This is a genomic window from Lelliottia wanjuensis, assembly GCF_030238365.1.
Classification (GTDB): Bacteria; Pseudomonadota; Gammaproteobacteria; order Enterobacterales; family Enterobacteriaceae; genus Enterobacter; species Enterobacter wanjuensis.
Genome location: NZ_JASSOT010000062.1, coordinates 130,765 through 156,596, shown reverse-complemented (window position 1 = coordinate 156,596; position 25,832 = coordinate 130,765). Strand labels below are relative to the sequence as shown.

The window sequence follows — 25,832 nt, the reverse complement described above, 5'->3', positions numbered from 1 at the left end:
GCGCCGGGCCACACGGTTAAAAGTCAGCGGGTGCTTTAAAGGTCATCAGATTGCCGAATTCCGGATGGGTAATCGTCAGCATCTGAGCGTGCAATTGTAGGCGTGGCGCCATCACCAGCGCTTCAGGTGTGGCGTAAAAGCGATCCCCAAGAATCGGATGACCTAACGCCAGCATATGCACGCGCAGCTGGTGCGAACGCCCGGTAATCGGTTTAAGCAGAATACGCGCGGTGTTATCCGGCGCGTACTCCAGCACTTCATACTCCGTCTGTGCCGCCTTGCCGGTTTCAAAACAGACTTTTTGCTTAGGCCGGTTCGGCCAGTCGCAAATCAGCGGTAAATCCACCAGACCTTCTGCCTTCTCCGGGTGTCCCCAGATGCGCGCGACGTACTGTTTCTTCGGTTCACGATCGCGGAACTGGCGCTTTAATTCGCGCTCAGCCGCTTTGGTCAGAGCCACTACAATCACGCCGCTGGTCGCCATATCCAGGCGATGCACGGACTCCGCCTGCGGATAATCGCGCTGTACGCGCGTCATCACGCTGTCTTTGTGCTCCTCCAGACGTCCCGGCACGGACAACAGGCCGCTGGGCTTGTTGACCACCATGATGTGCTCATCCTGATACAGAATGACCAGCCACGGGTCCATCGGCGGATTGTAGGTCTCCATGATCATGTCGCGCTCCGGTTACTGATGCGTCACAACGATCAGACGCAGCGCGTCCAGTCGCCAGCTCGCCTGATCCAGGCTTTCCATAACCTGCTCGCGGTTGCTCTCGATCGCAGCCAGCTCGTCGTCACGGATGTTTGGGTTCACCGCTTTTAAGGCTTCCAGACGCGACAGTTCGGCCGAGAGTTTATCGTCGGCTTCGCTGCGAGCCGCATCAATCAGCGCGCGGGCAGCTTTCTCAATCTGCGCTTCGCCCTGCTGCAGGATGGCGTGCACATCCTGCTGAACGGCATTCACCAGCTTGCTGCCCGTGTGACGGTTCACCGCACTCAGCTGACGGTTGAAGCTCTCAAACTCGACCTGTGCGGCGAGGTTGGTGCCGTTTTTGTCGAGCATCAAACGCACCGGCGTCGCAGGCAGGAAGCGGTTGAGCTGCAGCTGTTTCGGCGCCTGCGCCTCCACCACGTAGATAAGCTCTAACAGCAGCGTCCCGACAGGCAGCGCTTTGTTTTTCAGCAGGGAAATGGTGCTGCTGCCCGTATCGCCGGAGAGGATCAAATCCAGGCCGTTGCGAATCAGCGGGTGTTCCCAGGTGATGAACTGCGCGTCTTCACGGGAAAGCGCGACGTCACGCTCGAAGGTGATGGTGCAGCCATCTTCCGGCAGACCCGGGAAGTCCGGGACCAGCATGTGATCGGACGGCGTCAGGACGATCATGTTTTCGCCACGATCGTCCTGGTTGATACCCACGATATCAAACAGGTTCATCGCAAAGCTGATCAGGCTGGTGTCGTCGTCCTGCTCTTCAATGCTTTCGGCCAGAGCCTGCGCTTTTTCGCCACCGTTGGAATGAATTTCCAGCAGACGGTCGCGGCCTTGTTCAAGCTGCAGTTTCAGCGCGTCGTGCTTCTCGCGGCAGGATTTGATCAGGTCGTCAAAACCTTCGGTCTCTTCTGGCGCCGCCAGGTAGCCGATCAGATCGCTGTGCACCTGGTCGTAAATCGTGCGCCCGGTCGGGCAGGTATGTTCAAACGCGTCCAGCCCTTCGTGGAACCAGCGCACCAGTACGGACTGAGCGGTTTTTTCGAGGAACGGGACGTGGATCTGAATATCGTGCGCCTGACCGATACGGTCCAGACGGCCGATACGCTGCTCCAGCAGATCCGGGTTAAACGGCAGATCGAACATCACCAGATGGCTGGCGAACTGGAAGTTACGCCCTTCGGAGCCGATTTCAGAGCACAGCAGAACCTGCGCGCCGCTGTCCTCTTCGCCGAACCAGGCCGCTGCGCGGTCACGCTCGATGATCGACATCCCTTCGTGGAACACGGCGGCGCGGATCCCTTCCCGCTCGCGCAGGACCTGCTCCAGCTGCAGCGCGGTGGCCGCCTTGGCGCAAATCACCAGCACTTTCTGGGAACGGTGAGCCGTCAGATAACCCATCAGCCACTCAACGCGCGGATCGAAGTTCCACCAGGTTCCGGTATCGCCTTCGAACTCCTGGTAAATCTGTTCCGGATAGAGCATGTCGCGTGCGCGCTCTTCCGCACTTTTACGCGCACCCATGATGCCGGAGACTTTAATCGCCGTCTGATACTGGGTTGGCAGCGGCAGCTTGATGGTGTGCAGCTCGCGTTTCGGGAAGCCTTTCACGCCATTACGGGTGTTACGGAACAGCACGCGGCTGGTGCCGTGGCGGTCCATCAGCATCGAAACCAGCTCCTGACGCGCGGTTTCGGCGTCGTCGCGGTCGCTGTTCGCGGCGTGTAGAAGCGGCTCAATATCCTGTTCGCCAATCAGCTCGCTCAGGATGTTGAGTTCATCGTTGGAGAGGTGTTTCCCGGCCAGCAGCAGCGCCACCGCGTCGGCAACCGGGCGATAGTTTTGCTGTTCTTCGACAAATACCGAGAAATCGTGGAAACGGTTTGGATCAAGCAGACGCAGACGGGCAAAGTGGCTTTCGAGACCCAGCTGTTCCGGCGTGGCGGTCAACAGCAGAATACCCGGCACGCGCTCCGCCAGCTGTTCGATAGCCATATATTCACGGCTTGGCGCGTCTTCGCTCCACACCAGATGGTGCGCTTCGTCGACGACCATGATATCCCACTCGGCGTCGCACAGATGCTCAAGGCGCTGCTTGCTGCGGCGTACGAAATCGAGGGAACAGATCACCAGCTGTTCTGTTTCAAACGGGTTGTCCGCGTCGTGCTGTGCTTCGGCGTAGCGCTCGTCGTCAAACAGGGAGAAACGGAGGTTGAAGCGGCGCAGCATTTCGACCAGCCACTGGTGTTGCAGGGTTTCTGGCACCACAATCAGCACGCGCTCGGCGGCGCCAGAGAGCAGCTGTTGATGCAGGATCATGCCCGCTTCGATGGTTTTCCCGAGGCCCACTTCATCGGCCAGCAGGACGCGCGGCGCATGACGACGACCGACGTCGTGGGCGATGTTCAGCTGGTGCGGGATCAGGCTGGTACGCTGACCGCGCAGGCCGCTCCACGGCATACGGTACTGCTCACTCTGGAATTTACGCGCGCGATAGCGCAGGGCAAAACGGTCCATGCGGTCAATCTGACCGGCAAACAGACGGTCCTGCGGCTTGCTGAAGACCAGGCGGCTGTCGAGCAGCACTTCGCGCAGGATGACATTGGTCTCTTCGGTGTCCACTCGCGTACCGATGTAGGCGAGGATCCCATTCTCTTCTTTTACGTCTTCAATCTTCAGCTGCCAGCCTTCATGGCTGGTAACGGTGTCACCCGGGTTAAACATGACGCGGGTAACAGGGGAGTCATTGCGTGCATACAGACGGTTTTCACCCGTGGCCGGGAAGAGGATCGTGACCATACGCGCATCCAGCGCTACCACAGTTCCTAATCCAAGTTCGCTTTCTGTATCGCTGATCCAGCGTTGACCAAGTGTAAAAGGCATAGTTATTGGGCTCTAATCTTTAGTTTTGCAGGCAATAGTTCGACCACCGTCGCAGAGTGACGGCCATCGAAAAATGGGTCCGGGAATGGAAAGGGCGCTATGGTACTGGATGGCGGCGTTTTCGTCACGCGTCAAAATAGCCCCAGTTGCCCTGTCATGAGTGTAGCAAAATCATCGTCGACGAAGGGTAATATTCCATCGGCAACAGGCATTAACTGGCGCGTCAGATAGTGATCGTAATCCAGCGGCGAGTGCTGATAATCGACCGGCTCCGGGCCGCTGGTGGTCCAGACGTATTTGATGGTTCCCCGGTTTTGATACTGCGGCGCGCGACCGAGACGCAGGTTCTCTTCATCGGCCAGTCTGGCGGCGCGAACGTGCGGCGGGACGTTGCGCTGATACTCCGCCAGCGGGCGGCGCAGGCGCTTACGATAGACCAGCTGGCTATCCAGCTCACCGGCCAGCAGGCTGGCGATGGTCTCGCGGACATAATCCTGATACGGCTCGTTGCGGAACACGCGCAGATAGAGCGTCTGCTGGAACTGTTGCGCCAGCGGGGTCCAGTCGGTGCGCACGGTTTCCAGCCCTTTAAACACCATTCGCTGCGTGTCGCCTTCCTGAATCAAACCGGCGTAACGCTTCTTGCTGCCCTGCTCGGTGCCGCGAATCGTCGGCATCAAAAAGCGGCTGAAATGGGTTTCAAATTCAATCTCTAAGGCGCTGGTTAAGCGCTCTTTTTGCAAATGGTTTTGCCACCAGTCGTTGATGAAAGCCACCAGATCGTTGCCAATTTTGGCGGCGGCCTCTTCGCTGTGCGCGCCTTTCAGCCAGACAAAGGTCGAGTCCGTGTCGCCGTAGATCACGTCATAGCCCTGGGATTCCACCAGCGCTTTGGTCTGGCGCATGATCTCATGCCCGCGCATGGTGATCGACGAGGCGAGGCGGGGATCGAAAAACCGACAGGCGCTGGTCCCGAGCACGCCGTAGAAGGCATTCATGATGATCTTCAGCGCCTGAGAGAGGGGTTTGTTGTGATGGCGCTTGGCCTCGTCGCGCCCGTGCCAGATCTGGCTGACGATCTCCGGCAGGCAGTGTTTCTCCCGCGAGAAACGCGCGCCGAGAAAACCTTCCGTGCTGTGGGCGTCATCGGGCTGAGCCATGCCCTCGACCAGCCCGACGGGATCGATAAGGAAGGTGCGAATGATCGACGGGTACAGGCTTTTATAGTCCAGCACCAGCACCGAATCATACAGCCCTGGCCGGGAGTCCATCACATACCCGCCGGGGCTGGCCTGGGGCGGGACTTCGCCAAGATTCGGCGCGACATAACCCGCTCGGTGCATACGCGGTATATAAAGGTGGCCGAACGCAGCGACAGATCCGCCGTGACGATCGATCGCCAGGCCGTTGACGGTGGCGCGCTCCAGCAGGAACGGCATGATTTCGGTTTTGTGGAAAATCCGCGTCACCAGCTCGCAGTCTTTCAGGTTGTAGGTCGCCAGCGCCGGTTTGTCTTCGTTGAAGCGCCGGTCGATCTCGTCCATGCGATCCCAGGGATTGTCGATGGATTTCCCTTCGCCGAGCAGCTCCTGGGACACCGCTTCCAGCGAGAAAGAGGAGAAACTCCAGAAGGCGGATTTGAGGGCTTCGATGCCGTCGATAATCACCCGCCCGTTGGCTTGGGCGAAGAACACGCCGTTTTTAAAGCCGTGCTCGCGCCACTCCAGCTCGCTGTTTCCGCGCCCGAGCATCAAGGGAATGCGGTAGCGCTCGGCATGTTTTTGCAAAACGCGCAGGTCAAACTGCACCACGTTCCAGCCGATCAGCACATCGGGATCGTGGGTGGCAAACCACTGGTTGAGTTTTTCGATCAGCTGCGGGCGGCTGTTGACGTATACAAGCTCAAAATCGAGCCCCGACGCGTCGCCGTTTTCCGGGCCCAGCATGTAGACAATCCGCTGGCCGCAGCCTTCCAGCCCGATGCAGTACAGCTCGCCGTGGCGCGTGGTTTCGATATCCAGCGACACCCATTTCAGCGGCGGGCGGTAGTGAGGATTGGGTTTCAGACGGGCATTAATGAGTTTGTCGCCTTGCGGCGTGCCGTCGACCCAGACGGGGGCGGTGATAAAGCGCTCCATCAGGAAACGCTCGGGCGGGCGAATATCCGCTTCGTACAGCGTCACACCCGCTTCGCGCAGCAGCTTTTCATAGCGCATCAGCTGGCGATGAGCGCGGCAATAAAGCCCAAACACAGGCGTACGGTGGAAATCTTTCAGCTCCAGCGGCGTGATGCGCCAGCCGTTTTCCCCGCGCAATACTTCGCGCGTTTTTTCAACGTACTGTTCCGGGATAAAGGCCACAGACTCTTGCGGCGGAAGTGTGACGTTCAGCGGACCCTCGTCCGTTGCCAGCCAGAATTCCACTTCGGTACCCTGAGGGGTATCCCGCCAGTGCCGGGTCAGTAAAAAGCCTTCTCGCGCCTGCGCCACGCCGTTATCCCAAAAAACAAAACCAGGCGTGAGTATAGCCTGGTTAAGGGGTCTTTGCTGGGGTTATATACAGGTGTGTTTTGCCGGATGGCGCTGCGCTTATCCGGCCTACAAAACCCTAACCGATCACTGCCCGTAATACGCCTTCGCCCCGTGCTTGCGCAGATAGTGTTTATCCAGCAGCGCTTGCTGCATATCCGGGAGCTGCGGTGACAGCTGGCGGCAGAAGATCCCCATGTAGGCGACCTCTTCCAGCACGATGGCGTTATGTACCGCGTCCTCGGCGTTTTTGCCCCAGGCGAATGGGCCGTGGGAGTGCACCAAGACGCCCGGCATTTGCGCTGCGTCGATCCCTTGTTTTTCAAAGGTTTCGACGATCACGTTGCCCGTCTCCCACTCGTACTCGCCGTTGATTTCGGCGTCGGTCATTTTGCGCGTGCAGGGGATGGAGCCGTAGAAATAGTCGGCATGCGTCGTGCCCGTCGCCGGAATCGACTGCCCGGCCTGCGCCCAGATGGTGGCGTGGCGCGAGTGGGTGTGGACGATGCCGCCAATCGACGGGAATGACTGATAGAGCAGGCGATGGGTTGGCGTATCGGAGGAGGGCTTTTTGGTCCCTTCGACGACGTCGCCGGTGGCGATGCTCACCACCACCATGTCGTCGGCGGTCATCACGCTGTAATCCACGCCGGAGGGTTTAATCACAAAGACGCCTTTCTCCCGATCGACGGCGCTGACGTTACCCCAGGTGAGGGTAACGAGATGGTGTTTCGGCAGGGCGAGGTTGGCTTCCAGCACCTGACGTTTGAGATCTTCTAACATGTTGTCTCCATGCCGGGTGGCGCTTCGCTGACCCGGCCTACAGTGTTTGTGCGCTCCCGTAGGCCCGGTAAACGAAGTGCCACCGGGCAATCCGTCACCGTACTTAACGTTTTGAACCGTAATAGACTTCGTTCCAGCGCAGCGCATCTTTAAACGCGGGCAGGCGGGTGTCGTTGTCGATGACGGTCAGCTCGATGTCGTGCAGCTCCGCGAACTGGCGCATATCGTTCAGATCCAGCGAGTGGCTGAAGACCGTATGGTGTGCGCCACCGGCGACGATCCAGGCCTCCGACGCGGTCGGGAGATCCGGCTGCGCTTTCCACAGGGCGTTCGCCACCGGCAGTTTTGGCAGGGAGTGTGGGGTTTCGACGGCATCCACGCAGTTCACCAGCAGGCGGAAGCGATCGCCCAAATCGATCAGACTGGCGTTAATCGCCGGGCCGGTGCGGGTGTTGAAGATCAGGCGGGCCGGATCGGCTTTGCCGCCAATGCCCAGGTACTGCACGTCGAGGATCGGTTTCTCTTCGACAGCGATGGAAGGACACACTTCCAGCATGTGCGAGCCCAGCACCAGATCGTTGCCGTTCTCGAAGTGGTAGGTGTAATCCTCCATAAAGGAGGTGCCGCCCTGTAGACCGGTCGACATCACCTTCATGATGCGAAGCAGGGCGGCGGTTTTCCAGTCGCCTTCGCCCGCAAAGCCGTAGCCTTGCTGCATCAGACGTTGCACCGCCAGGCCAGGCAGTTGTTTCAGGCCGTGGAGGTCTTCAAAAGTGGTGGTAAAGGCGTGGAAGCCGCCCTGTTCGAGGAAGCGTTTCATGCCCAGTTCGATGCGCGCCGCATCGATGACGTTCTGGCGCTTGTCGCCGTTGATCTGCGCCGCCGCGGTCAGGCGGTAGCTGCTTTCGTATTCATCCACCAGCGCGCTGATATCGCCCTCGCTGATGTCGTTCACCACCTGCACCAGATCGCCCACGGCCCAGGTGTTTACCGAGAAACCAAATTTGATCTGCGCGGCGACTTTATCGCCGTCGGTCACCGCTACTTCGCGCATGTTGTCGCCAAAACGCACCACTTTCAGATGGCGGGTATCCTGTTTCGATACCGCCTGGCGCATCCAGGATCCAATGCGCTGCTGCGCGTGTTGATCCTGCCAGTGACCGGTCACCACGCCGTGCTGCTGGCGCATACGCGCGCCGATGAAGCCGAACTCGCGGCCGCCGTGTGCGGTCTGATTCAGGTTCATAAAGTCCATATCGATGCTGTCCCACGGCAGGGAGGCGTTGAACTGGGTATGGAACTGGAGAAGCGGCTTGTTGAGGATCGTCAGGCCGTTGATCCACATTTTGGCCGGGGAGAAGGTGTGCAGCCACACCACCATCCCGGCGCATTTGTCGTCGTAGTTCGCATCGCGGCAGATATGGGTAATTTCGTCCGGCGTGGTGCCGAGCGGTTTCAGCACCAGCTTGCACGGCAGTTTGGCCTCGGCGTTCAGGGCGTTAACCACGTGCTCCGCGTGTTTCGTCACCTGCTGCAGCGCTTCCGGTCCGTATAAATGCTGGCTGCCAATGACAAACCACACTTCATAATTATTAAAAATGCTCATTATCGTGTCCTTAATGTGTCAGGGTTGCCGGTTGTTCCGCGGTGTTTTTGGCCGGGGCGGCGACAGGGAGATAGTGTTGTTCGGCGCTTTTCGACCACTGCAGGTAGCGCTGATAAAGCTGTTCGAAGCGTTGGGCCTGCGCGGCGCGCGGCTGGAGCGTGCTCTCAACTTTGCTCGCCATGTGCTGCTGCGCGGTCGGGATATCCGCGTGAACGCCTGCCGCGACGGCAGCGAAAATAGCCGCCCCGAGGGCACAGCACTGATCGGAGGCGACAATCTGCAGCGGACGGTTCAGCACGTTGCAGCAAGCCTGCATGATCACCGGGTTTTTACGCGCAATGCCGCCAAGAGCCATCACCTCGTTCACGGCGATCCCCTGCTCGGTGAAGCACTCCATGATGGCGCGTGCGCCAAAGGCGGTGGCCGCAATCAGGCCGCCAAACAGCGCGGGCGCGTCGGTCGCCAGGTTGAGGTCGGTGATCACGCCTTTAAGACGCTGATTGGCAAACGGGGTACGACGGCCGTTAAACCAGTCAAGCACCACCGGGAGATGATCCAGCGACGGGTTTTTCGCCCAGGCTTCGGTCAGCTGCGGGAGCAGCTGCTTTTTGCTGGCGGCGATCTGCGCTTTCAGTTCCGGATGGGTTTCCGCCAGCTGATCCAGCGGCCAGCCGAGCACGCGGCCAAACCAGGCGTAGATATCACCGAAGGCGGATTGCCCGGCTTCCAGCCCGATAAAATCAGGGACCACGCTGCCGTCCACCTGACCGCAAATGCCTTTCACGGCGCGATCGCCGACGGTGGCTTTATCGGCGGTGAGGATGTCGCAGGTTGAGGTGCCAATGACTTTCACCAGCGTATTCGGCTGCGCGCCCGCGCCGACGGCACCCATGTGGCAGTCGAACGCCCCGCCGGAAATCGCCACGTTTTGCGGCAGACCCAGACGCTGCGCCCACTCGGCGCAGAGGGTTCCGACCGGAATGTCGGCGGTATAGGTATCGGTAAACAGCGGGTATTTCAGGCTCTGATTGATGAGCGGATCGAGTTCATCGAAGAATGCCGCCGGAGGCAGTCCGCCCCAGCTTTCATGCCACAGGGATTTATGCCCGGCGCTGCAGCGTCCACGGCGAATATCCTGTGGACGAGTAGTGCCTGACAGCAGGGCTGGCACCCAGTCGCAGAGCTCAATCCACGACACCGCAGCCTGCGCCACGTCGCGGTCGGCGCGGGTGACGTGCAGAATTTTGGCCCAGAACCACTCGCTGGAATAAATCCCGCCAATGTAGCGGGAGTAGTCGGTTTTGCCCGTCTGATGGCACAAACGGGTGATGGCTTCGGCCTCTTCAACCGCAGTATGGTCTTTCCACAGCACGAACATGGCGTTCGGGTTGTCGGCAAACTCAGGGCGCAGCGCCAGCACGCGGCCTTCGGCATCCACCGGGGCCGGCGTCGAGCCGGTGCTGTCCACGCCGATACCGACGATCTCGGCGCGCTGGGCTTCGCTCAGCTCAGCAAGCACGGTTTTGATCGCCGCTTCCATCGATTCGATGTAGTCGCGCGGGTGATGGCGGAACTGGTTATTTGGCGCATCGCAGTAACGCCCCTCTTGCCAGCGCGGATACCACTCCACGCTGGTTGCTATCTCCTGGCCCGTACGACACTCCACCGCCAGGGCGCGTACCGAGTCACTGCCAAAATCGAGGCCAATCGCAATTGTCATTTATATTGCTCCATCAAAAAACGGGTATGGATCAACATTAGAGATTGGGGGCGAAAATCGTCAGGCAGGATCCGCTAATCTTATGGATTAAATTGCTGTTGAGGTGGAAAGTGTGACGCCGTGCAAATATTCAATGTGGACATTTCTGCCGCAGTTATAGACACTTTTGTTACCGCTGATTGACATGATGTCGCGGAAAAATCTGGGGTAAAGGCTGAGGCAAAGCGGAATTAAAAGAGCGGGCAGGTGATTGGGATCTTTTAACGACCCGTTTTTATACGGCTTTTATCGATATGGACAATTTGTTTCCTTATTGACCGTCGGGAGTCACCTGTTTATGGCCGAAATACAAAACGATCCCCTGTTGCCGGGCTACTCCTTCAACGCCCATCTGGTGGCGGGTTTGACTCCCATTGAAGCCGACGGCTACCTCGACTTTTTCGTCGATCGTCCGCTGGGGATGAAAGGGTATATCCTGAATATCACCGTGCGCGGCGAAGGGATCATCAAAAATCACGATCGGCAGTTTGTCTGTCGTCCGGGGGATATTTTGCTGTTCCCGCCGGGAGAGATTCACCACTACGGACGCCATCCGGACGCGAAAGAGTGGTATCACCAGTGGGTCTACTTCCGCCCGCGCGCCTACTGGCAGGAGTGGCTGGCCTGGCCGGCGATCTTTGCACACACCGGTTTTTATCGCCCCGACGAAGCGCATCAGGCGCAGTTCCGCGAGCTGTTTGCGCAAATTATTGAAGCCCAGGCGGGTGGGCGCTACGCCGAACTGCTGGCGATTAATCTGCTGGAACAGCTGCTGCTGCGGCGCATGGAGGCGATCAACGCGTCGCTCAATCCGCCGCTGGATAACCGCGTGCGCGATGCCTGTCAGTACATCAGCGATCATCTGGCGGACAGCCAGTTTGATATCGCGGGGGTCGCCCAGCACGTTTGTCTGTCGCCGTCGCGCCTGTCGCATCTCTTCCGCCAGCAGCTGGGCGTGAGCGTCCTGAGCTGGCGCGAGGATCAGCGCATCAGCCAGGCCAAACTGCTGCTCAGCACCACGCGCATGCCGATTGCCACCGTCGGGCGTAATGTCGGCTTTGAAGATCAGCTCTATTTTTCCCGCGTCTTTAAGAAATGTACTGGCGCCAGCCCCAGCGAATTCCGCGCGGGGTGTGAATAAAACGTAAATAAAACTAAACAAACAGGTGAAGTCTGGCGGCACCCGGTAAACTATTCAGACAATTGTTGTCTTGACGCGGCAGGAAGCACTTCGCAGAATCCCTGCTCTGTTATCTGACCGGAAACGTTATGCAGGCATTGCTGGAACATTTTATTACGCAGTCCGTCGCCTATTCGCTGATTGCCGTCGCGCTGGTCGCCTTTCTTGAATCGCTGGCGCTGGTCGGGCTGATATTACCCGGAACGGTGATGATGGCGGGCCTCGGGGCGCTGATCGGCAGCGGCGAGGTGAACTTCTGGCAGGCATGGATGGCCGGTATCGTGGGCTGTTTGCTGGGGGACTGGATCTCTTTCTGGCTCGGCTGGCGCTTCAAAAAGCCGCTGCATCGCTGGTCGTTCATGAAAAAGAACAAAGCGTTGCTCGATAAAACCGAGCATGCCCTGCATCAGCACAGCATGTTTACCATTCTGATTGGGCGATTCATTGGGCCGACGCGCCCGATTGTGCCGATGGTTGCCGGGATGCTGGACCTGCCCGTCGCAAAGTTTCTGCTGCCGAACATCATTGGCTGCCTTCTCTGGCCGCCAGTTTACTTCCTGCCGGGCATTCTGGCCGGTGCGGCGATTGATATCCCCGCCGATGCGCAAAGCGGTCATTTTAAATGGCTGCTGTTAGGGACCGCGCTGCTGCTGTGGGTCGCGTTTTGGTTGTGCTGGAGATTATGGCGCAGTGCGAAAGCGGGGACGGATCGTCTGACCCACTATCTGCCGCGTGGGCGCCTGATGATGCTCGCGCCCTTAACGCTCGGGATCGCCGTGGTAGCGCTGGTGGCGTTGATTCGTCATCCATTGATGCCGGTGTATGGCGAGATTTTGTTGAAGGTGGTAAGCCGGTAGTTTATTGCGGGCCTACAGCGGCTCGAACCGTAGGCCGGGTAAGGCGCAGCCGCCACCCGGCTTTTTTACAGCGGCACGATCCCCAACAACGCGGAGGCACTCGCCTTACCGCTTACCAGCTCCTGAGTCTCCCCATCCCACGCAATTCGTCCGTCGGCGATCACCACTGAACGCGCTGCGATCCGCGCGGCGTCTTCTATGCTGTGGGACACCATTAACATGGTCAGGTTCTTCTGCTGGCACACCTCTTTCACCAGCAGCAACATCTCCTGGCGCAGGGCCGGGTCGAGGGCGGAGAAAGGTTCGTCGAGGAGTAAGATTGGCTGTTCGCGCACCAGACAGCGCGCAAGGGCCACGCGCTGACGCTGCCCGCCAGAGAGCTCGCCCGGCAGGCGGTCGAGAAATTCATTCAGCCCCATCTGCTGCGCGATAGATTCCAGTTTTTCACGCTGAGCCGCCGACAGTTTGAGACCGGGGTCCATCCCCAGCCCAATATTCTGGCGCACCGTCAGATGGGTAAACAGGTTGTTTTCCTGAAACAGCATCGACACCGGCCGCTGGGACGGCGGCGTGTGGGTGTGGTTCTGCCCGTCAATCACCATCTCCCCGCGCGCCGGAGGCAGAAAACCGGCAATCAAATTGAGCAGCGTGCTTTTCCCCGCGCCGCTCGGGCCGAGGATCGCCATCATCTCCCCGCGCTCGACGGAGAGCGTAAAACGCATCGGCAGGTGCTGATAAAGCCAGGTTACATCAGTCAGTTTTAGCATCGCGCCCCGGAAGTTTTTCGATAACGGTGAAGAGGGTAAAACAGAGCAGCAGCAGGAGCAGAGCGGTGACCGCACCATCCTGACTGCGATACGAGCCAATCTGCTGATACAGCCAGAACGGCAGGGTGCGGAAATCGTCGTTGCCAAACAGCGCCACCACGCCGAAATCGCCAATCGACAGCACGCTGGCAAATGCCAGCGCCTGTGCCAGCGGGCGTTTCAGGGCGCGCAGCTCCACCACTTTCAACCGCTGCCAGCCGCGCATCCCCAGCGACTGGCACAGCAGCGTGTAGCGGGCGCTGAGATCGCGCATCGGGTTTTCCAGCACTTTCAGGGCGTAGGGGATCGCCATTAGCGCGTTGGTGAAAATCACGATCCCGTCGGCGTGCTCAGGTAAGCCGATGGTACTGTTAAACAGCAAAAAGAACCCGGTCGCCAGCACGATCCCCGGCATCGCCAGAATCAACATTCCGCTCAACTCCAGCGCCTGTCCGGCGATGCGCGACTGGCGGGCGTAGAGCTCACGGCTGCTCCACAGCAGCATCATGGTCAGGAGAACGCACAGCAATCCGGCCCCGATAGCGATACGCAGTGACGTCCACAGCGCCTGCCACAGCACCGGCTGTTGCAGCACGGAAAACAGATTCAGATTGAGCCCATCCACCACCACCGCCAATAGTGGCGGAAGTAATAACAGCAGCGCGAGGGCAATCAGCAGGAGATCGCTCAGACGACTGCGCAGGCTGTCCTGCGGGTCGCGCCAGCCGTTCACCTGATGGCTACCGACGGCAATCGCCTTGCTGAGGCGCTGACTGAGCAGCACCAGCCCCAGACAGCAGAACATCTGAATCATTGCCAGCACCGCCGCGCGGCCCGGATCGTAGTCAAAGCTCAGCGCCTGATAGATCGCCAGCTCAATAGTGGTAGCCTGCGGCCCGCCGCCAAGCGACAGCACGGTGGCAAAGCTGGCGAAGCAGAGCATAAAAATCAGTGCCGCGACGGGCGGGATCTGCCGACGCAGCCACGGCCACTCGACAAAGCGGAAGAAGGCAAAACCGCGCATCCCGAGCTGGGCTGCCAGCTGGCGCTGCTCGCCGGGAATGTTTTCCAGCGCTTGCAGGAACAGACGCGTCGCCATCGGCATATTGAAGAACACGTGAGCGAGTAAAATGCCCTGCAGGCCGTAAGGGGAGAAAGTCCACTCCAGCCCGAAGGCATTCAACAGCGTGGCGATCCACCCCTGGCGTCCGTACACGCTCAGAATACCGAAGACGGCGACCAGCACGGGCAGAATTAAGGTCATCGCGCACAGGCGCAGCAGGGCTTGCCTGCCGGGGAAGCGGCGGCGGTACAGGGCCCGCGCTAAAAAGATCGCCGGAACCACAGAAAGCAGGGCAGAGAGAAATGCCTGCCAGAAGGAGAACCGCACCACGTGCCAGAGATAGCTATCGTGCCACAGCGCGGCGATGTCGCTTTCCGGTGCGTTCAGCCACAGGGCAAGAAAAGCCCCCAGGCTCACCACCACCATCAGTGTGGCGGCAGTCAGCCCGGGGATCAGCCAGCCGGGAATTAGCGGCTGACGGCGCGTTGCCATTCACTGATCCAGGCGGCGCGCTGAGTGGAAACCTGCTGCGGGGTAAACTCGAGCGTGGTTTGCGGTTTGCTCAGCTGGTCAAAGCCGGCGGGCAGCGTCACGTCCGTCACCGGGTACATCCAGTTGCCGGTCGGGATCGCATTCTGGAACGCAGGAGAGACCATAAATTTCAGGAACTTTTCTGCCAGTTCCGGCTGTTTGCTGGCGGCGGTACGCGCGGCGACTTCCACCTGCAGATAGTGACCTTCGGCGAAGTTCGCGGCGGCGTAGTTATCTTTCTTCTCTTCGATGATGTGATAGGCCGGAGAGGTGGTGTAGCTCAGGACCAGATCGCTTTCACCTTTCAGGAACAGGCCGTAGGCTTCGCTCCAGCCTTTAGTGACGGTGACGGTTTTGGCCGCCAGTTTTTGCCAGGCTTCCGGCGCTTTATCGCCGTACACTTTTTGCATCCACAGCAGCAGTCCCAGGCCCGGCGTGCTGGTGCGCGGGTCCTGATAAATCACGCGCCATTTCTGGTCGCTTTCGACCAGTTCTTTCAGGCTTTTCGGCGGGTTTTTCAGCTTGTTTTTGTCGTAAACAAAGGCGAAGTAGCCGTAATCGAAGGGCACGAAGGTATCGTTTTTCCAGCCGCCCGGCACGCTGACCGCATCGGCGGCGACACCGCTTTTGGCGAACAGTTTGGTTTGCGAGGCCGCTTCCAGCAGATTGTTGTCGAGACCCAGCACTACGTCGGCTTTGCTGTTCTTGCCTTCCATCCGCAGACGGTTAAGCAGGGAAACGCCATCTTCCAGCGCCACGAATTTCAGCTCGCAGTTGCAATCGGCTTCAAAGGCTTTTTTGACCACCGGGCCAGGGCCCCAGTCGGCGGCAAAGGAGTCGTAGGTGTAGACCGTCAAAACGGGTTTGGCAAAAGCAGGCAGCGCGAAGAGCGCCAGCAGGGGGAGAACTTTTTTTAACACTTTGCACCTCAAAGTTGAGTGGCAAAGGATTTTGAGCGACAGCCTCAAATCCCTTCGCCGGCGTTATCCGGATCAGGTTCGACGGGTATTATCTCAGCGCACATCATCGATGCAGCACCCCGTTGAGAACGGCGGTATTGTAATGATTTGGTGAATATTACGAAAGTGTTATGGCTCCGGCGGCGCAAACCAGGCCGATTTAAAGTCAAACCAGCCCAGGGTGTTCATGCGCAGGCCGCGCATACTGCGCTGTCCCTGAATCATCAGCCAGTGGTGGATCAGCGGCACCATCGCCTGCTGGGAGAGCAGCTGCTGGCACCAGACCGCCAGATTCATATCGCCCGCTCGCCACTGGGCGGCGTCCTGCTGCCAGTCCCGGGCGATGCAGTGCTGGATCAGCGGGATCTCATACAGATGCGAGAATAACGAGAAATCGAGCGGCAGGGTGAAGTTCGCGCTGTTGAGCCAGATATCGCTCACCGCTTCGCCGCGATGCCATTCATCGTATTCCACCTCCTGAATCTCCAGCGTCACGCCTTCTGCCGCCAGCAGTTTGCTCATGATGCGGGCGATAAACCGGTGCTCAACGTGCTCGCGGTAATAGGTCAGGGTAATGGATTCCAGCCCGGCGGGCTTTTCGCACCGCCCTGGGCGGGCGTGGTGCCAGCGCGGCAGCAGTCCGTAGGCCGGGAACCAGTAAGTCTGGTGCTGATCTTCCGCCTGATAAATCAGATTGGCAGGCGCGAGAATCTGACTGACCCACTGGCGCACCTCGCGGCTCGCGCCCCGGTGGGTGCGGGAGTCAAATAGCAGATAGTAACAGCCCTCTTCGAGGCGACTTTCGACGGCTTTTTCCCCGTCGGTCGGGCCTTCCAGCGTCAGACCGGGGCTGAACTCTTCGCTGATCTCCGGCAGCACCCAGACATTCACCTCGTCAATCAACGCGCGATAGCCAAAGTAGTCATCGAAGGCGCGGATTTTGAGCTGATTGCTGTTGTTGCGCATCACCGCGTAAGGGCCGGTCCCGACCGGCTGGCTGGCGAAATTCGGCATGGTTCCCCATTCGTGGGGCAAAATCATCGACGGGACGTAGCCCATCAGCCACGGCAGCCACTGATCGGGTTCGGACAGCTCAATATCCAGCGTCCAGGCGGTAGGGGAGTGAATCTGCGTGATGTGGGAGTAGAGCGGCAGCTCGCGGGCGCGCTGCAGGGAGGCGATGACGTCTTCCATCTCCAGCTCGCGGCCATGATGAAAATGGATGCCGGGACGCAAAAAAAAGCGCCAGTGCAAGGGGGATAATTGCTGCCAGTGGTGCGCGATGTCCGCTTCCAGTTCCCCGTTTTCCTCATTTATGCGCGTCAGGCCGCTGAAGATCTGGCGCGCCATGTGCGTTTCGGAGCGGCGTAACGCCGTGCCGGGCAGCAGGTTTTTCATCGGACGATAGTAGAGCACGCGCAGGATATGTTTCCCCTGGCGGAAACTGCGGCCCAGATGAGAGACCAGCATCTGGCGCACGGCGGCTTTGTCGCCGACCAGTTGCACGAGCTGATCGATGCGATCCTGCTCCAGCAGGTCCTCGGCGCGCTGTTGCTGGAGTGCCAGGCCGGTGTAGAGGAAGGTTAAGCGCGAACGTTTTCCGCGTCCGGCTTCGGCTTCCCAGTTAAGCCAGCCCTGCTGCTGCATGGTGTTGAGCAGGGTACGCATATGGCGGCGCGAGCAGTTCAGGAGTTCGGCCAGCTCGTTCAGCGTGGTCTCTTTTGACTGGCCTTCGCAGCACTGCCAGAGGCGGATGAATTGTTGTTGCAGACGACCAGACGGCATAAAAGGGGAACTCCTGACAAAAAATCAGCAATTTATTATTCCTCATAATAAGCCAATACTTCTTCCTGTTGAAGTGAGGAGGTGATTATGAAGAGGTCTACCGCACGTCAGTTTTATCAGCAGTACTTTTCAGCGACAAAAGGAGTGTCCTGGCTGGCCCGCCAGTGCGCAGAACAGCGCCTGAAAATGCTCGAAGATCTGATGCAGTGGGATGTTACGAATCCGACCTCTTCCCGCTGACTTGCCTCGATCATGTGTGACTGAGTATTGGTGCTTATCACCCGCCAGCAAAATGTTTTTGCTGGCTTTTTTCGTTTACACTGCCTCCTGATTTCGCTCCTCTTTGACAAGGAACTGCGCATGCTCTGGTTGATGACGATGGGCCGCCGCCTGAACGGCGTGTATGCCGCTTTTATGCTGGTGGCCTTTATGATGGGCGTCGCGGGCGCGCTACAGGCGCCGACCCTGAGCCTGTTCCTGAGTCGCGAGGTCGGAGCGCAGCCCTTCTGGGTCGGCCTGTTTTATACGGTCAACGCCATTGCCGGGATCCTGGTCAGCCTGTGGCTGGCAAAACGATCCGACAGCCAGGGCGATCGCCGCAAATTAATCCTGTTCTGCTGTGCGATGGCGATCGGGAACGCGCTGCTGTTTGCTTTCAACCGCCACTATCTGACGCTGCTCACCTGCGGGGTGCTGCTGGCGTCACTTGCCAATACCGCCATGCCGCAGCTCTTTGCGCTGGCGCGCGAGTACGCGGACAGCTCGGCGCGGGAAGTGGTGATGTTCAGCTCTGTGATGCGTGCGCAGCTATCGCTGGCGTGGGTGATCGGCCCGCCGCTGGCCTTTATGCTGGCGCTGAATTATGGCTTTACGATGATGTTCTCCATCGCGGCGGGGATTTTTGCCATTAGCCTCGCGCTGATCGCCTTCGTCCTGCCGTCCGTTGCGAGGGTGGAGCAGGCGGCGGACAGGCCGGTTACTCAGGTGAGCGGCTGGCACAACAAAAATGTGCGCATGCTGTTTATCGCCTCGACGCTGATGTGGACCTGCAACACCATGTACATCATCGATATGCCGCTGTGGATCAGCAGCGATCTGGGGCTGCCGGATAAGCTCGCCGGGATTTTGATGGGCACTGCGGCAGGGCTGGAGATCCCGGCGATGATCCTCGCGGGTTTTTACGTGAAACGCTTTGGCAAGCGCCGGATGATGGTGATCGCGGTGGCGGCTGGCGTGCTGTTTTACCTCGGGCTGATTCTTTTCCATTCCCGCGAGGCGCTGCTGGCGCTCCAGCTGTTTAACGCCATCTTTATCGGCATCGTCGCCGGGATTGGCATGCTGTGGTTCCAGGATCTGATGCCTGGACGGGCGGGGTCTGCGACCACGCTGTTTACCAACAGTATTTCGACCGGTGTGATTCTGGCGGGGGTGATTCAGGGAGCGCTGGCGCAAAGCTACGGGCACTTCGCGGTGTACTGGGTGATGGCGGGGATTTCGCTGGTGACGCTGGGGCTGACGTTGCGCGTCCGAGATGTATAAGTTTGCCGGATGGCGCTGCGCTTATCCGGCCTACAAAGCTACAAACCCAACAAAATGGCCCGCGTTCGCGGGCCATTTTCGTTAGCGCATAAATGCCGGTTGTTTGTTTTCGTAGGTCGCAATCGACGCTTCGTGTTGAAGCGTCAAACCGATGCTGTCCAGACCGTTAATCATGCAGTGGCGGCGGAAATCATCGATTTTAAAGCTGTAGGTTTTATCACCCGCTTTCACCACCTGGGCTTCCAGATCCACTTCAAATGAAATGCCCGGATTGGCTTTTACCAGCGCGAACAGCTCATCGACCTGTTCGTCGCTCAGGGTCACCGGCAGCAGCTGGTTGTTGAAGCTGTTGCCGTAAAAGATGTCGGCAAAGCTCGGGGCGATCACCACTTTAAAACCGTAGTCGGTCAGGGCCCACGGCGCGTGTTCACGGGAAGAACCGCAGCCGAAGTTTTCACGCGCTAACAGGATCGATGCGCCCTTAAATTCCGGGAAGTTCAGAACGAACTCGGGATTCGGCTGCTGGCCCTGATCGTCGAGAAAACGCCAGTCGTTGAACAGGTGTGCGCCGAAGCCGGTGCGGGTCACTTTCTGCAAAAACTGTTTCGGAATGATGGCGTCCGTATCCACGTTCGCCGCATCCAGCGGGACAACCCGGCCCGTATGTTGGGTAAATTTCTCTGCCATGATTGTCTCCTTATTTCAAACCACGAATATCGGCAAAATGACCGGTGACAGCGGCAGCCGCTGCCATCGCCGGGCTCACCAGATGGGTGCGTCCGCCGCGGCCCTGACGGCCTTCAAAGTTACGGTTGCTGGTGGAGGCGCAGCGCTCGCCGGGGTTCAGGCGGTCGTTGTTCATCGCCAGACACATTGAGCAACCCGGTAAGCGCCACTCAAAACCGGCTTCGATAAAGATCTTATCCAGACCTTCGGCTTCCGCCTGCGCTTTCACCGGGCCGGAGCCTGGCACGACCAGCGCCTGCACGCCAGGAGCCACTTTGCGGCCTTTGGCAATTTCCGCCGCTGCGCGCAAATCTTCGATACGGGAGTTGGTGCAGGAGCCGATAAACACTTTATCTATCGCCACGTCGGTCAGCGGCACGCCCGGTTTCAGGCCCATGTAGGCCAGCGCTTTTTCGGCGCTCGCGCGTTCAACCGGATCGGCAAACGAGGCCGGATCGGGGATGTTGTCGTTGACGGAAATCACCTGGCCTGGGTTGGTGCCCCAGGTGACCTGCGGGGCGATCTCTTCGGCCTGCAGCGTCACCACGGTATCGAAGGTTGCGCCGTCGTCGGTTTGCAGGGTTTTCCAGTATTGCACCGCATCATCGTAATCTTTGCCTTTCGGCGCGTGCAGACGACCTTTCACGTAGTTGAAGGTGGTTTCGTCCGGCGCGACCAGACCGGCTTTGGCCCCCATCTCGATCGCCATGTTGCACAGGGTCATACGGCCTTCCATGCTCAACGCACGGATCGCATCACCGCAGAACTCCACCACGTGACCGGTTCCGCCTGCGCTGCCGGTTTTACCGATAATCGCCAGCACGATGTCTTTGGCGGTAATGCCTGGTGCCGCCTGGCCGTTAACTTCAATTTTCATGGTTTTCGCGCGGCCCTGTTTCAGGGTTTGCGTCGCCAGAACGTGCTCCACTTCGGAGGTGCCGATACCAAAGGCCAGCGCACCGAACGCGCCGTGGGTGGCGGTATGAGAGTCGCCGCAGACGATGGTCATGCCCGGCAGGGTGATGCCTTGCTCAGGACCCATCACGTGGACGATGCCCTGATACGGGTGGTTCAAATCGTACAGCTCCACGCCGAACGCGTTGCAGTTTTTGATCAGCTCCTGCATCTGGATACGCGCCATTTCGCCCGACGCGTTGATATCTTTCGTCTGCGTGGAAACGTTGTGATCCATGGTGGCGAAGGTTTTACCCGGCTGGCGAACCGGACGGTTGTGCGCGCGCAGGCCGTCGAACGCCTGCGGAGACGTCACTTCGTGCACCAGATGACGGTCGATGTACAGCAGCGGGGTTTCGTTTTGTGCTTCAAAAACCACGTGAGCATCAAACAATTTTTCGTATAACGTCTTCGCCATGATTACACCCCTTCAGCGACATAGCGGGCAATGATATCGCCCATTTCATCGGTACTGACGGCCGCCGCGCCGCGCGCTAAGTCGCCGGTGCGGATACCTTCTTCTAATGCGCGGTTGATGGCGCTTTCGATTGCGTCTGCCGCATCGTTTGCATCCAGGCTGTAGCGCAGCAGCAGGGCCAGGGAGAGGATCTGGGCAATCGGGTTGGCGATGTTTTTACCCGCGATATCCGGCGCTGAGCCGCCCGCAGGCTCATACAGACCAAACCCTTCTTCGTTCAGGCTGGCAGACGGCAGCATGCCCATCGAGCCGGTGATCATTGCGCATTCGTCAGAGAGAATGTCGCCGAACAGGTTGGAGCACAGCAGGACGTCAAACTGCGACGGGTCTTTAATCAACTGCATGGTGGCGTTGTCGATGTACATGTGCGAGAGCTCAACGTCCGGGTACTCTTTGGCGATTTCGTTGACGATTTCGCGCCACAGAATCGAAGATTGCAGGACGTTGGCTTTATCAATGGAGGTCACTTTGTGACGGCGTTTGCGCGCAGATTCAAAAGCGATGCGGGCAATACGTTCGATTTCGAAACGGTGATACACCTCGGTATCAAAGGCTTTTTCGTGCTGACCGCTGCCTTCGCGGCCCTTCGGCTGGCCGAAATAGATACCGCCGGTTAATTCACGCACGCACAGGATGTCGAAGCCGTTGGCGGCAATATCGGCGCGCAGCGGGCAGAACTCTTCCAGTCCCTGATACAGCTTCGCCGGACGCAGGTTGCTGAACAGTTTGAAATGCTTACGCAGCGGCAGCAGCGCGCCGCGCTCAGGTTGCTCTGCTGGCGGCAGATGTTCCCATTTCGGGCCGCCGACGGAGCCGAACAGGACCGCATCGGCGTTTTCGCAGCCTTCGACGGTGGCTTTCGGCAGCGGAGTACCGTGGTTATCAATCGCAATACCGCCCACATCGTAGTGGCTGGTGGTGATTTTCATCGCGAAACGGGCGCGGATGGCTTCCAGGACTTTCAGGGCTTGTGTCATCACTTCCGGGCCAATGCCATCGCCCGGCAACACAGCAATATGGTAATTCTTCGACATTACACGGTTTCCTTATTGTTCTCTTTATTCTGAGCTTTGCGTTGCAACTCTTTTTCGACTTCTGCGGCGCGCCAGATGTTGTTCAGGACGTGCACCATGGCTTTGGCGGAGGACTCGACGATGTCTGTCGCCAGGCCCACACCGTGGAAGCGGCGGCCGTTGTAAGTGACCACGATGTCGACCTGACCCAGCGCGTCTTTGCCGTGACCTTTGGCGCTGAGATCGTATTTGACCAGTTCGATGTCGTAGCTGGTGATGCGGTTGATCGCCTGGTAAATCGCATCGACCGGGCCGTTGCCGTTGGCGGCTTCGGCTTTGACGTCATCACCGCAGGCCAGTTTGACGGAGGCGGTGGCGATGTCGCTGGAGCCGGACTGCACGCTGAAGTAGTCCAGACGGAAGTGCTCTGGCTCTTCCTGCTGTTTGTTAATGAAGGCTAATGCTTCCAGATCGTAATCGAAGACCTGACCTTTTTTGTCCGCCAGCTTCAGGAACGCGTCGTACAGGTGATCCATGTTGTAGTCGCTTTCCTTGTAACCCATCTCTTCCATACGGTGTTTTACTGCCGCACGGCCAGAGCGGGAAGTCAGGTTCAGCTGAACCTGGTTCAGGCCGATGGATTCCGGGGTCATGATTTCGTAGTTTTCGCGGTTCTTCAGCACGCCATCCTGGTGGATGCCGGAGGAGTGGGCGAACGCGCCGGTGCCGACAATCGCTTTGTTCGCCGGGATCGGCATGTTGCAGATCTGGCTGACGGTCTGGCTGGTGCGCCAGATTTCGTTGTGATTGATGCGGGTCTGCACATTCATGATGTCTTTGCGCACTTTGATCGCCATGATCACTTCTTCCAGCGAACAGTTACCGGCGCGTTCGCCGATGCCGTTCATCGCGCCTTCAACCTGGCGCGCACCGGCGTGGACTGCGGCAATGGCGTTGCCCACGGCCAGACCCAAATCGTCATGGGTGTGGACGGAGATAATGGCTTTATCGATATTCGGCACGTGCTCGTACAGGCCGGTAATGATGTTGGAGAACTCGAACGGCATGGTGTAGCCGACGGTGTCCGGGATGTTGATGGTGGTCGCACCGGCGTTAATCGCAGCTTCAACCACGCGCGCCAGATCGGCGATGGGCGTACGGCCTGCATCTTCGCAGGAGAATTCGACGTCGTCGGTGTAGTTGCGGGCGCGTTTCACCATATAGATTGCGCGTTCAATCACTTCATCCAGCGTACTGCGCAGCTTGGTGGCGATATGCATTGGCGAGGTGGCGATAAAGGTGTGAATGCGGAAAGCTTCGGCCACTTTCAGCGACTCGGCGGCGACGTCGATATCTTTCTCGACGCAGCGGGCCAGGCCACACACGCGGCTGTTTTTGATGGTGCGTGCGATGGTCTGTACGGATTCAAAATCACCCGGAGAAGAGACCGGGAAACCCACCTCCATCACGTCGACACCCATACGTTCGAGGGCCAGCGCAATCTGCAGTTTCTCTTTCACACTCAGGCTTGCCTGTAACGCCTGTTCACCGTCACGTAAAGTTGTATCGAAAATAACGACTTGCTGGCTCATGGGTTAGGTCCTTGTCTGTCCTGGGGCGCCTTGCTACGAGCATAAAAAAACCCGCGCAGTGGCGCGGGTTTTTTTGTTTACTGAAGACGATTCAACGTTGAATTTCGCCCGCCAGCCTACCGCGCACAGTGGATGCGTTTAGTAGTAGTAGGCTGAAGTGGCGAGTGGTACGAATCATGAATCGGGCTCCAGATGAATGCGTTATGCTTTTAGTGGTACTGGATATGCGGATTCAAGTCAACCCCCGAAGTGAAAAACACCCTCAAACCGTCATGACAATCGGATTTCTGCTTTAGCGTATTGTGCTGGGTTTTGCTACAGAGCTTATTTAAATTGTCTACTTTTGGACTTTAAATAATGATTGAAAATAAATTTAATATAATTCGTTTCAATTAATCATGACCAAATGTGTTTGCGGTGCTACTGCTAAAGTCATTAAATTCATTGGGTTGTGATTTTTTCAGATACGCAGTGAGTGAATGAAAGTCCACCAATGATAATGGATTGTTAACCAACAGACGTTGGTCATGTTGAATAGTTTAATAAAACTTAAATATTTGTTTACCGGAAGGCTTATTGTTTATTCATTGGATTTATGGTTTCATTCAAATCCTAATGTTCTGGTTATTGCTTGGTTCCTTATCGCTTGAACTCGTGTATACCTGCACCTGTTATTTGGCATAAGCATTTTATATATTCCGAATTTTAAACTTTTCTCTTTTTCTGGTTTTATCTGCATGATAAATAATATTTTTAAAAGTTATTTCTGCACTAAGGCAAAGGGAGTTTAGCGTGACAGTGGAGTTAGATATGTTAGAAAAAAGAAATGATCAGCCTCACACGACAAGTGAAGGGACCAGGCCGCAACTGCGTACGGTAGATCTTAACTTATTAACCGTTTTTGATGCTGTTATGCAGGAACAGAATATTACCCGAGCCGCGCAGTCTTTAGGGATGTCTCAGCCTGCCGTCAGTAATGCCGTTGCCAGACTTAAACTGATGTTTAACGATGAACTCTTCGTCCGCTATGGCCGCGGGATCCAGCCTACCGCCAGAGCCTATCAGCTTTTTGCCTCCGTGCGTCAGGCGTTGCAGCTGGTCCAGAATGAGTTGCCAGGGTCCGGATTCGAACCTCTAAGCAGTGAACGTGTTTTCCACCTTTGCGTGTGCAGTCCGCTGGATAATTATCTGACTTCCGTTATCTATAATAAAGTCGAGGCCATCGCGCCTAATATTCATCTGATATTTAAGTCATCCTTAAATCAAAACACTGAGCATCAGCTTCGTTATCAGGAAACAGAATTTGTTCTTGGCTATGAAGAGTTTCGTCGCCCGGAATTTTCTTGCGTTCCCTTGTTCAAAGATGAAATGGTGTTAGTCGCCAGCAAAACCCATCCGCGCATTAATGGTCCGCTGCTGGAAAGCGATGTTTATAATGAACAGCATGCGGTGGTGGCGCTTGATCGCTACGCCTCATTTAGCCAGCCCTGGTACGATACCCCGGATAAACAAGCCAGCGTGGCATACCAGGGAATGGCCATGGTGAGCGTGTTGAATATCGTTTCGCAGACGCACCTGGTGGCCATTGCCCCTCGTTGGCTGGCGGAAGAGTTCTCCTCCCAGCTCAATCTGCAAATATTATCGCTGCCGCTGAAACTAAATAGTCGCACCTGTTATCTTTCCTGGCACGAGGCTGCAGGGCGAGATAAAGGCCATCAGTGGATGGAAGAGTTATTGGTGAGCGTTTGCCGGCGTTAATCGCCATCAGGATAAATCGGTGGAAATCATCCGGTTTATCCTGCCTTTATTTCCAGTGGTAGTATTTTATCCTGTCATGAATTTTTCCCTTCGTGTTTTACCGCGCAAAAATAGATGAATTACTGATTCAGTCTCTTTTTAAGCGACGAATCATCATCGCCAAAGTGTATTCCAGTGGAATTCACCATATCTTGTCATAATCCCTGTGTATTCTGCTTTTAGTCCCTTTTTCACGCCTCCGTTTGCTGATTGCCTGCCTCATAGGGAGCGGTTAAGGTGAAGGTCACTCTGCAAAAATGTAAGACAGGGGCAACCCTGGT

The 25,832-nt window shown here is 57.6% G+C and carries 20 protein-coding genes and 1 riboswitch; of the genes, 5 read left to right on the top strand and 15 right to left on the bottom strand.

Annotated elements, in window-relative coordinates; translation table 11 throughout:
- Positions 1-16: 16 nt before the first annotated feature.
- The 6 genes from rluA to araB all read right to left on the bottom strand — a co-directional run bounded on the left by rluA (position 17) and on the right by araB (position 10,232).
- On the bottom strand, positions 17-676 hold the full coding sequence (rluA, locus tag QQF33_RS13455; protein WP_285157957.1) for a bifunctional tRNA pseudouridine(32) synthase/23S rRNA pseudouridine(746) synthase RluA: 660 nt from the start codon (positions 674-676) through the stop codon (positions 17-19).
- Between the two features lie 12 nt (positions 677-688).
- Positions 689-3,595, bottom strand: a complete 2,907-nt coding sequence (gene rapA / locus QQF33_RS13450; RefSeq protein ID WP_285150645.1) for an RNA polymerase-associated protein RapA — start codon at positions 3,593-3,595, stop codon at positions 689-691.
- A 131-nt stretch (positions 3,596-3,726) separates the two neighbouring features.
- Positions 3,727-6,084, bottom strand: coding sequence for a DNA polymerase II (gene polB / locus QQF33_RS13445; protein WP_285150646.1), 2,358 nt, complete (start codon positions 6,082-6,084; stop codon positions 3,727-3,729).
- A gap of 126 nt (positions 6,085-6,210) precedes the next feature.
- Complete coding sequence (gene araD, locus QQF33_RS13440) at positions 6,211-6,906, bottom strand: L-ribulose-5-phosphate 4-epimerase (protein ID WP_285150647.1); 696 nt, start codon at positions 6,904-6,906, stop codon at positions 6,211-6,213.
- A gap of 103 nt (positions 6,907-7,009) precedes the next feature.
- A complete protein-coding gene (gene araA / locus QQF33_RS13435; protein WP_282491627.1) occupies positions 7,010-8,512 on the bottom strand; it encodes an L-arabinose isomerase in 1,503 nt (500 codons plus the stop codon).
- 10 nt (positions 8,513-8,522) lie between these two features.
- On the bottom strand, positions 8,523-10,232 hold the full coding sequence (gene araB / locus QQF33_RS13430) for a ribulokinase (protein WP_285157956.1): 1,710 nt from the start codon (positions 10,230-10,232) through the stop codon (positions 8,523-8,525).
- A 337-nt stretch (positions 10,233-10,569) separates the two neighbouring features.
- Here araB and araC point away from each other — a divergent pair, with 337 nt between their 5' ends.
- Positions 10,570-11,412, top strand: a complete 843-nt coding sequence (gene araC / locus QQF33_RS13425; RefSeq protein ID WP_282491629.1) for an arabinose operon transcriptional regulator AraC — start codon at positions 10,570-10,572, stop codon at positions 11,410-11,412.
- Between the two features lie 128 nt (positions 11,413-11,540).
- A complete protein-coding gene (locus tag QQF33_RS13420; protein WP_285150649.1) occupies positions 11,541-12,308 on the top strand; it encodes a DedA family protein in 768 nt (255 codons plus the stop codon).
- Between the two features lie 65 nt (positions 12,309-12,373).
- On the opposite strand, the gene thiQ is transcribed toward QQF33_RS13420, so the two are convergent.
- From thiQ to sgrR, 4 genes are all read right to left on the bottom strand, one after another.
- Positions 12,374-13,075 (bottom strand): thiamine ABC transporter ATP-binding protein ThiQ, encoded by a 702-nt coding sequence (gene thiQ / locus QQF33_RS13415; protein ID WP_285150650.1) that lies wholly within the window; start codon positions 13,073-13,075, stop codon positions 12,374-12,376.
- Positions 13,059-14,669, bottom strand: coding sequence for a thiamine/thiamine pyrophosphate ABC transporter permease ThiP (gene thiP / locus QQF33_RS13410; protein WP_285150651.1), 1,611 nt, complete (start codon positions 14,667-14,669; stop codon positions 13,059-13,061). Before thiP ends, thiQ begins: the two co-directional genes overlap by 17 nt.
- Positions 14,645-15,628, bottom strand: coding sequence for a thiamine ABC transporter substrate binding subunit (gene thiB / locus QQF33_RS13405; RefSeq protein WP_285150652.1), 984 nt, complete (start codon positions 15,626-15,628; stop codon positions 14,645-14,647). Before thiB ends, thiP begins: the two co-directional genes overlap by 25 nt.
- A gap of 31 nt (positions 15,629-15,659) precedes the next feature.
- Positions 15,660-15,760: riboswitch (TPP riboswitch) on the bottom strand.
- Between the two features lie 36 nt (positions 15,761-15,796).
- A complete protein-coding gene (gene sgrR, locus QQF33_RS13400) occupies positions 15,797-17,452 on the bottom strand; it encodes an HTH-type transcriptional regulator SgrR (protein ID WP_282491635.1) in 1,656 nt (551 codons plus the stop codon).
- Positions 17,453-17,539: 87 nt separating this feature from the next.
- On the opposite strand from sgrR, the gene sgrT reads away from it, so the two are divergent.
- Together sgrT and QQF33_RS13390 are read left to right on the top strand one after the other, a co-directional pair.
- On the top strand, positions 17,540-17,692 hold the full coding sequence (sgrT, locus tag QQF33_RS13395) for a glucose uptake inhibitor SgrT (protein WP_095280755.1): 153 nt from the start codon (positions 17,540-17,542) through the stop codon (positions 17,690-17,692).
- A gap of 120 nt (positions 17,693-17,812) precedes the next feature.
- Positions 17,813-18,991 (top strand): sugar efflux transporter, encoded by a 1,179-nt coding sequence (locus QQF33_RS13390; RefSeq protein WP_285146012.1) that lies wholly within the window; start codon positions 17,813-17,815, stop codon positions 18,989-18,991.
- A gap of 81 nt (positions 18,992-19,072) precedes the next feature.
- Here QQF33_RS13390 and leuD read toward each other — a convergent pair whose 3' ends face one another.
- From leuD to leuL, 5 genes are all read right to left on the bottom strand, one after another.
- Positions 19,073-19,678: a 3-isopropylmalate dehydratase small subunit gene (leuD, locus tag QQF33_RS13385; protein WP_285146011.1), complete on the bottom strand. Its 606-nt coding sequence runs from the start codon at positions 19,676-19,678 to the stop codon at positions 19,073-19,075.
- Between the two features lie 10 nt (positions 19,679-19,688).
- Positions 19,689-21,089: a 3-isopropylmalate dehydratase large subunit gene (gene leuC, locus QQF33_RS13380; RefSeq protein ID WP_285146010.1), complete on the bottom strand. Its 1,401-nt coding sequence runs from the start codon at positions 21,087-21,089 to the stop codon at positions 19,689-19,691.
- Positions 21,090-21,091: 2 nt separating this feature from the next.
- Positions 21,092-22,183: a 3-isopropylmalate dehydrogenase gene (leuB, locus tag QQF33_RS13375; RefSeq protein ID WP_285146009.1), complete on the bottom strand. Its 1,092-nt coding sequence runs from the start codon at positions 22,181-22,183 to the stop codon at positions 21,092-21,094.
- Positions 22,183-23,754 (bottom strand): 2-isopropylmalate synthase, encoded by a 1,572-nt coding sequence (gene leuA / locus QQF33_RS13370; protein WP_282491640.1) that lies wholly within the window; start codon positions 23,752-23,754, stop codon positions 22,183-22,185. The genes leuB and leuA overlap by 1 nt, the downstream gene beginning before the upstream one ends.
- A gap of 91 nt (positions 23,755-23,845) precedes the next feature.
- Positions 23,846-23,932: a leu operon leader peptide gene (gene leuL / locus QQF33_RS25775; RefSeq protein WP_350315585.1), complete on the bottom strand. Its 87-nt coding sequence runs from the start codon at positions 23,930-23,932 to the stop codon at positions 23,846-23,848.
- Positions 23,933-24,564: 632 nt separating this feature from the next.
- On the opposite strand from leuL, the gene leuO reads away from it, so the two are divergent.
- Positions 24,565-25,512 (top strand): transcriptional regulator LeuO, encoded by a 948-nt coding sequence (gene leuO, locus QQF33_RS13365; protein WP_282491731.1) that lies wholly within the window; start codon positions 24,565-24,567, stop codon positions 25,510-25,512.
- Positions 25,513-25,832: the final 320 nt, after the last annotated feature.

Bases quoted from the DNA above. Each gene is read 5' to 3' on its own strand.
- rluA (WP_285157957.1), bottom strand. From the start codon at position 676: ATGATCATGGAGACCTACAATCCGCCGATGGACCCGTGGCTGGTCATT.
- rapA (WP_285150645.1), bottom strand. From the start codon at position 3,595: ATGCCTTTTACACTTGGTCAACGCTGGATCAGCGATACAGAAAGCGAA.
- araD (WP_285150647.1), bottom strand. From the start codon at position 6,906: ATGTTAGAAGATCTCAAACGTCAGGTGCTGGAAGCCAACCTCGCCCTG.
- araA (WP_282491627.1), bottom strand. From the start codon at position 8,512: ATGAGCATTTTTAATAATTATGAAGTGTGGTTTGTCATTGGCAGCCAG.
- araB (WP_285157956.1), bottom strand. From the start codon at position 10,232: ATGACAATTGCGATTGGCCTCGATTTTGGCAGTGACTCGGTACGCGCC.
- araC (WP_282491629.1), top strand. From the start codon at position 10,570: ATGGCCGAAATACAAAACGATCCCCTGTTGCCGGGCTACTCCTTCAAC.
- QQF33_RS13420 (WP_285150649.1), top strand. From the start codon at position 11,541: ATGCAGGCATTGCTGGAACATTTTATTACGCAGTCCGTCGCCTATTCG.
- thiQ (WP_285150650.1), bottom strand. From the start codon at position 13,075: ATGCTAAAACTGACTGATGTAACCTGGCTTTATCAGCACCTGCCGATG.
- thiP (WP_285150651.1), bottom strand. From the start codon at position 14,669: ATGGCAACGCGCCGTCAGCCGCTAATTCCCGGCTGGCTGATCCCCGGG.
- sgrR (WP_282491635.1), bottom strand. From the start codon at position 17,452: ATGCCGTCTGGTCGTCTGCAACAACAATTCATCCGCCTCTGGCAGTGC.
- sgrT (WP_095280755.1), top strand. From the start codon at position 17,540: ATGAAGAGGTCTACCGCACGTCAGTTTTATCAGCAGTACTTTTCAGCG.
- QQF33_RS13390 (WP_285146012.1), top strand. From the start codon at position 17,813: ATGCTCTGGTTGATGACGATGGGCCGCCGCCTGAACGGCGTGTATGCC.
- leuD (WP_285146011.1), bottom strand. From the start codon at position 19,678: ATGGCAGAGAAATTTACCCAACATACGGGCCGGGTTGTCCCGCTGGAT.
- leuC (WP_285146010.1), bottom strand. From the start codon at position 21,089: ATGGCGAAGACGTTATACGAAAAATTGTTTGATGCTCACGTGGTTTTT.
- leuB (WP_285146009.1), bottom strand. From the start codon at position 22,183: ATGTCGAAGAATTACCATATTGCTGTGTTGCCGGGCGATGGCATTGGC.
- leuA (WP_282491640.1), bottom strand. From the start codon at position 23,754: ATGAGCCAGCAAGTCGTTATTTTCGATACAACTTTACGTGACGGTGAA.
- leuL (WP_350315585.1), bottom strand. From the start codon at position 23,932: ATGATTCGTACCACTCGCCACTTCAGCCTACTACTACTAAACGCATCC.
- leuO (WP_282491731.1), top strand. From the start codon at position 24,565: ATGTTAGAAAAAAGAAATGATCAGCCTCACACGACAAGTGAAGGGACC.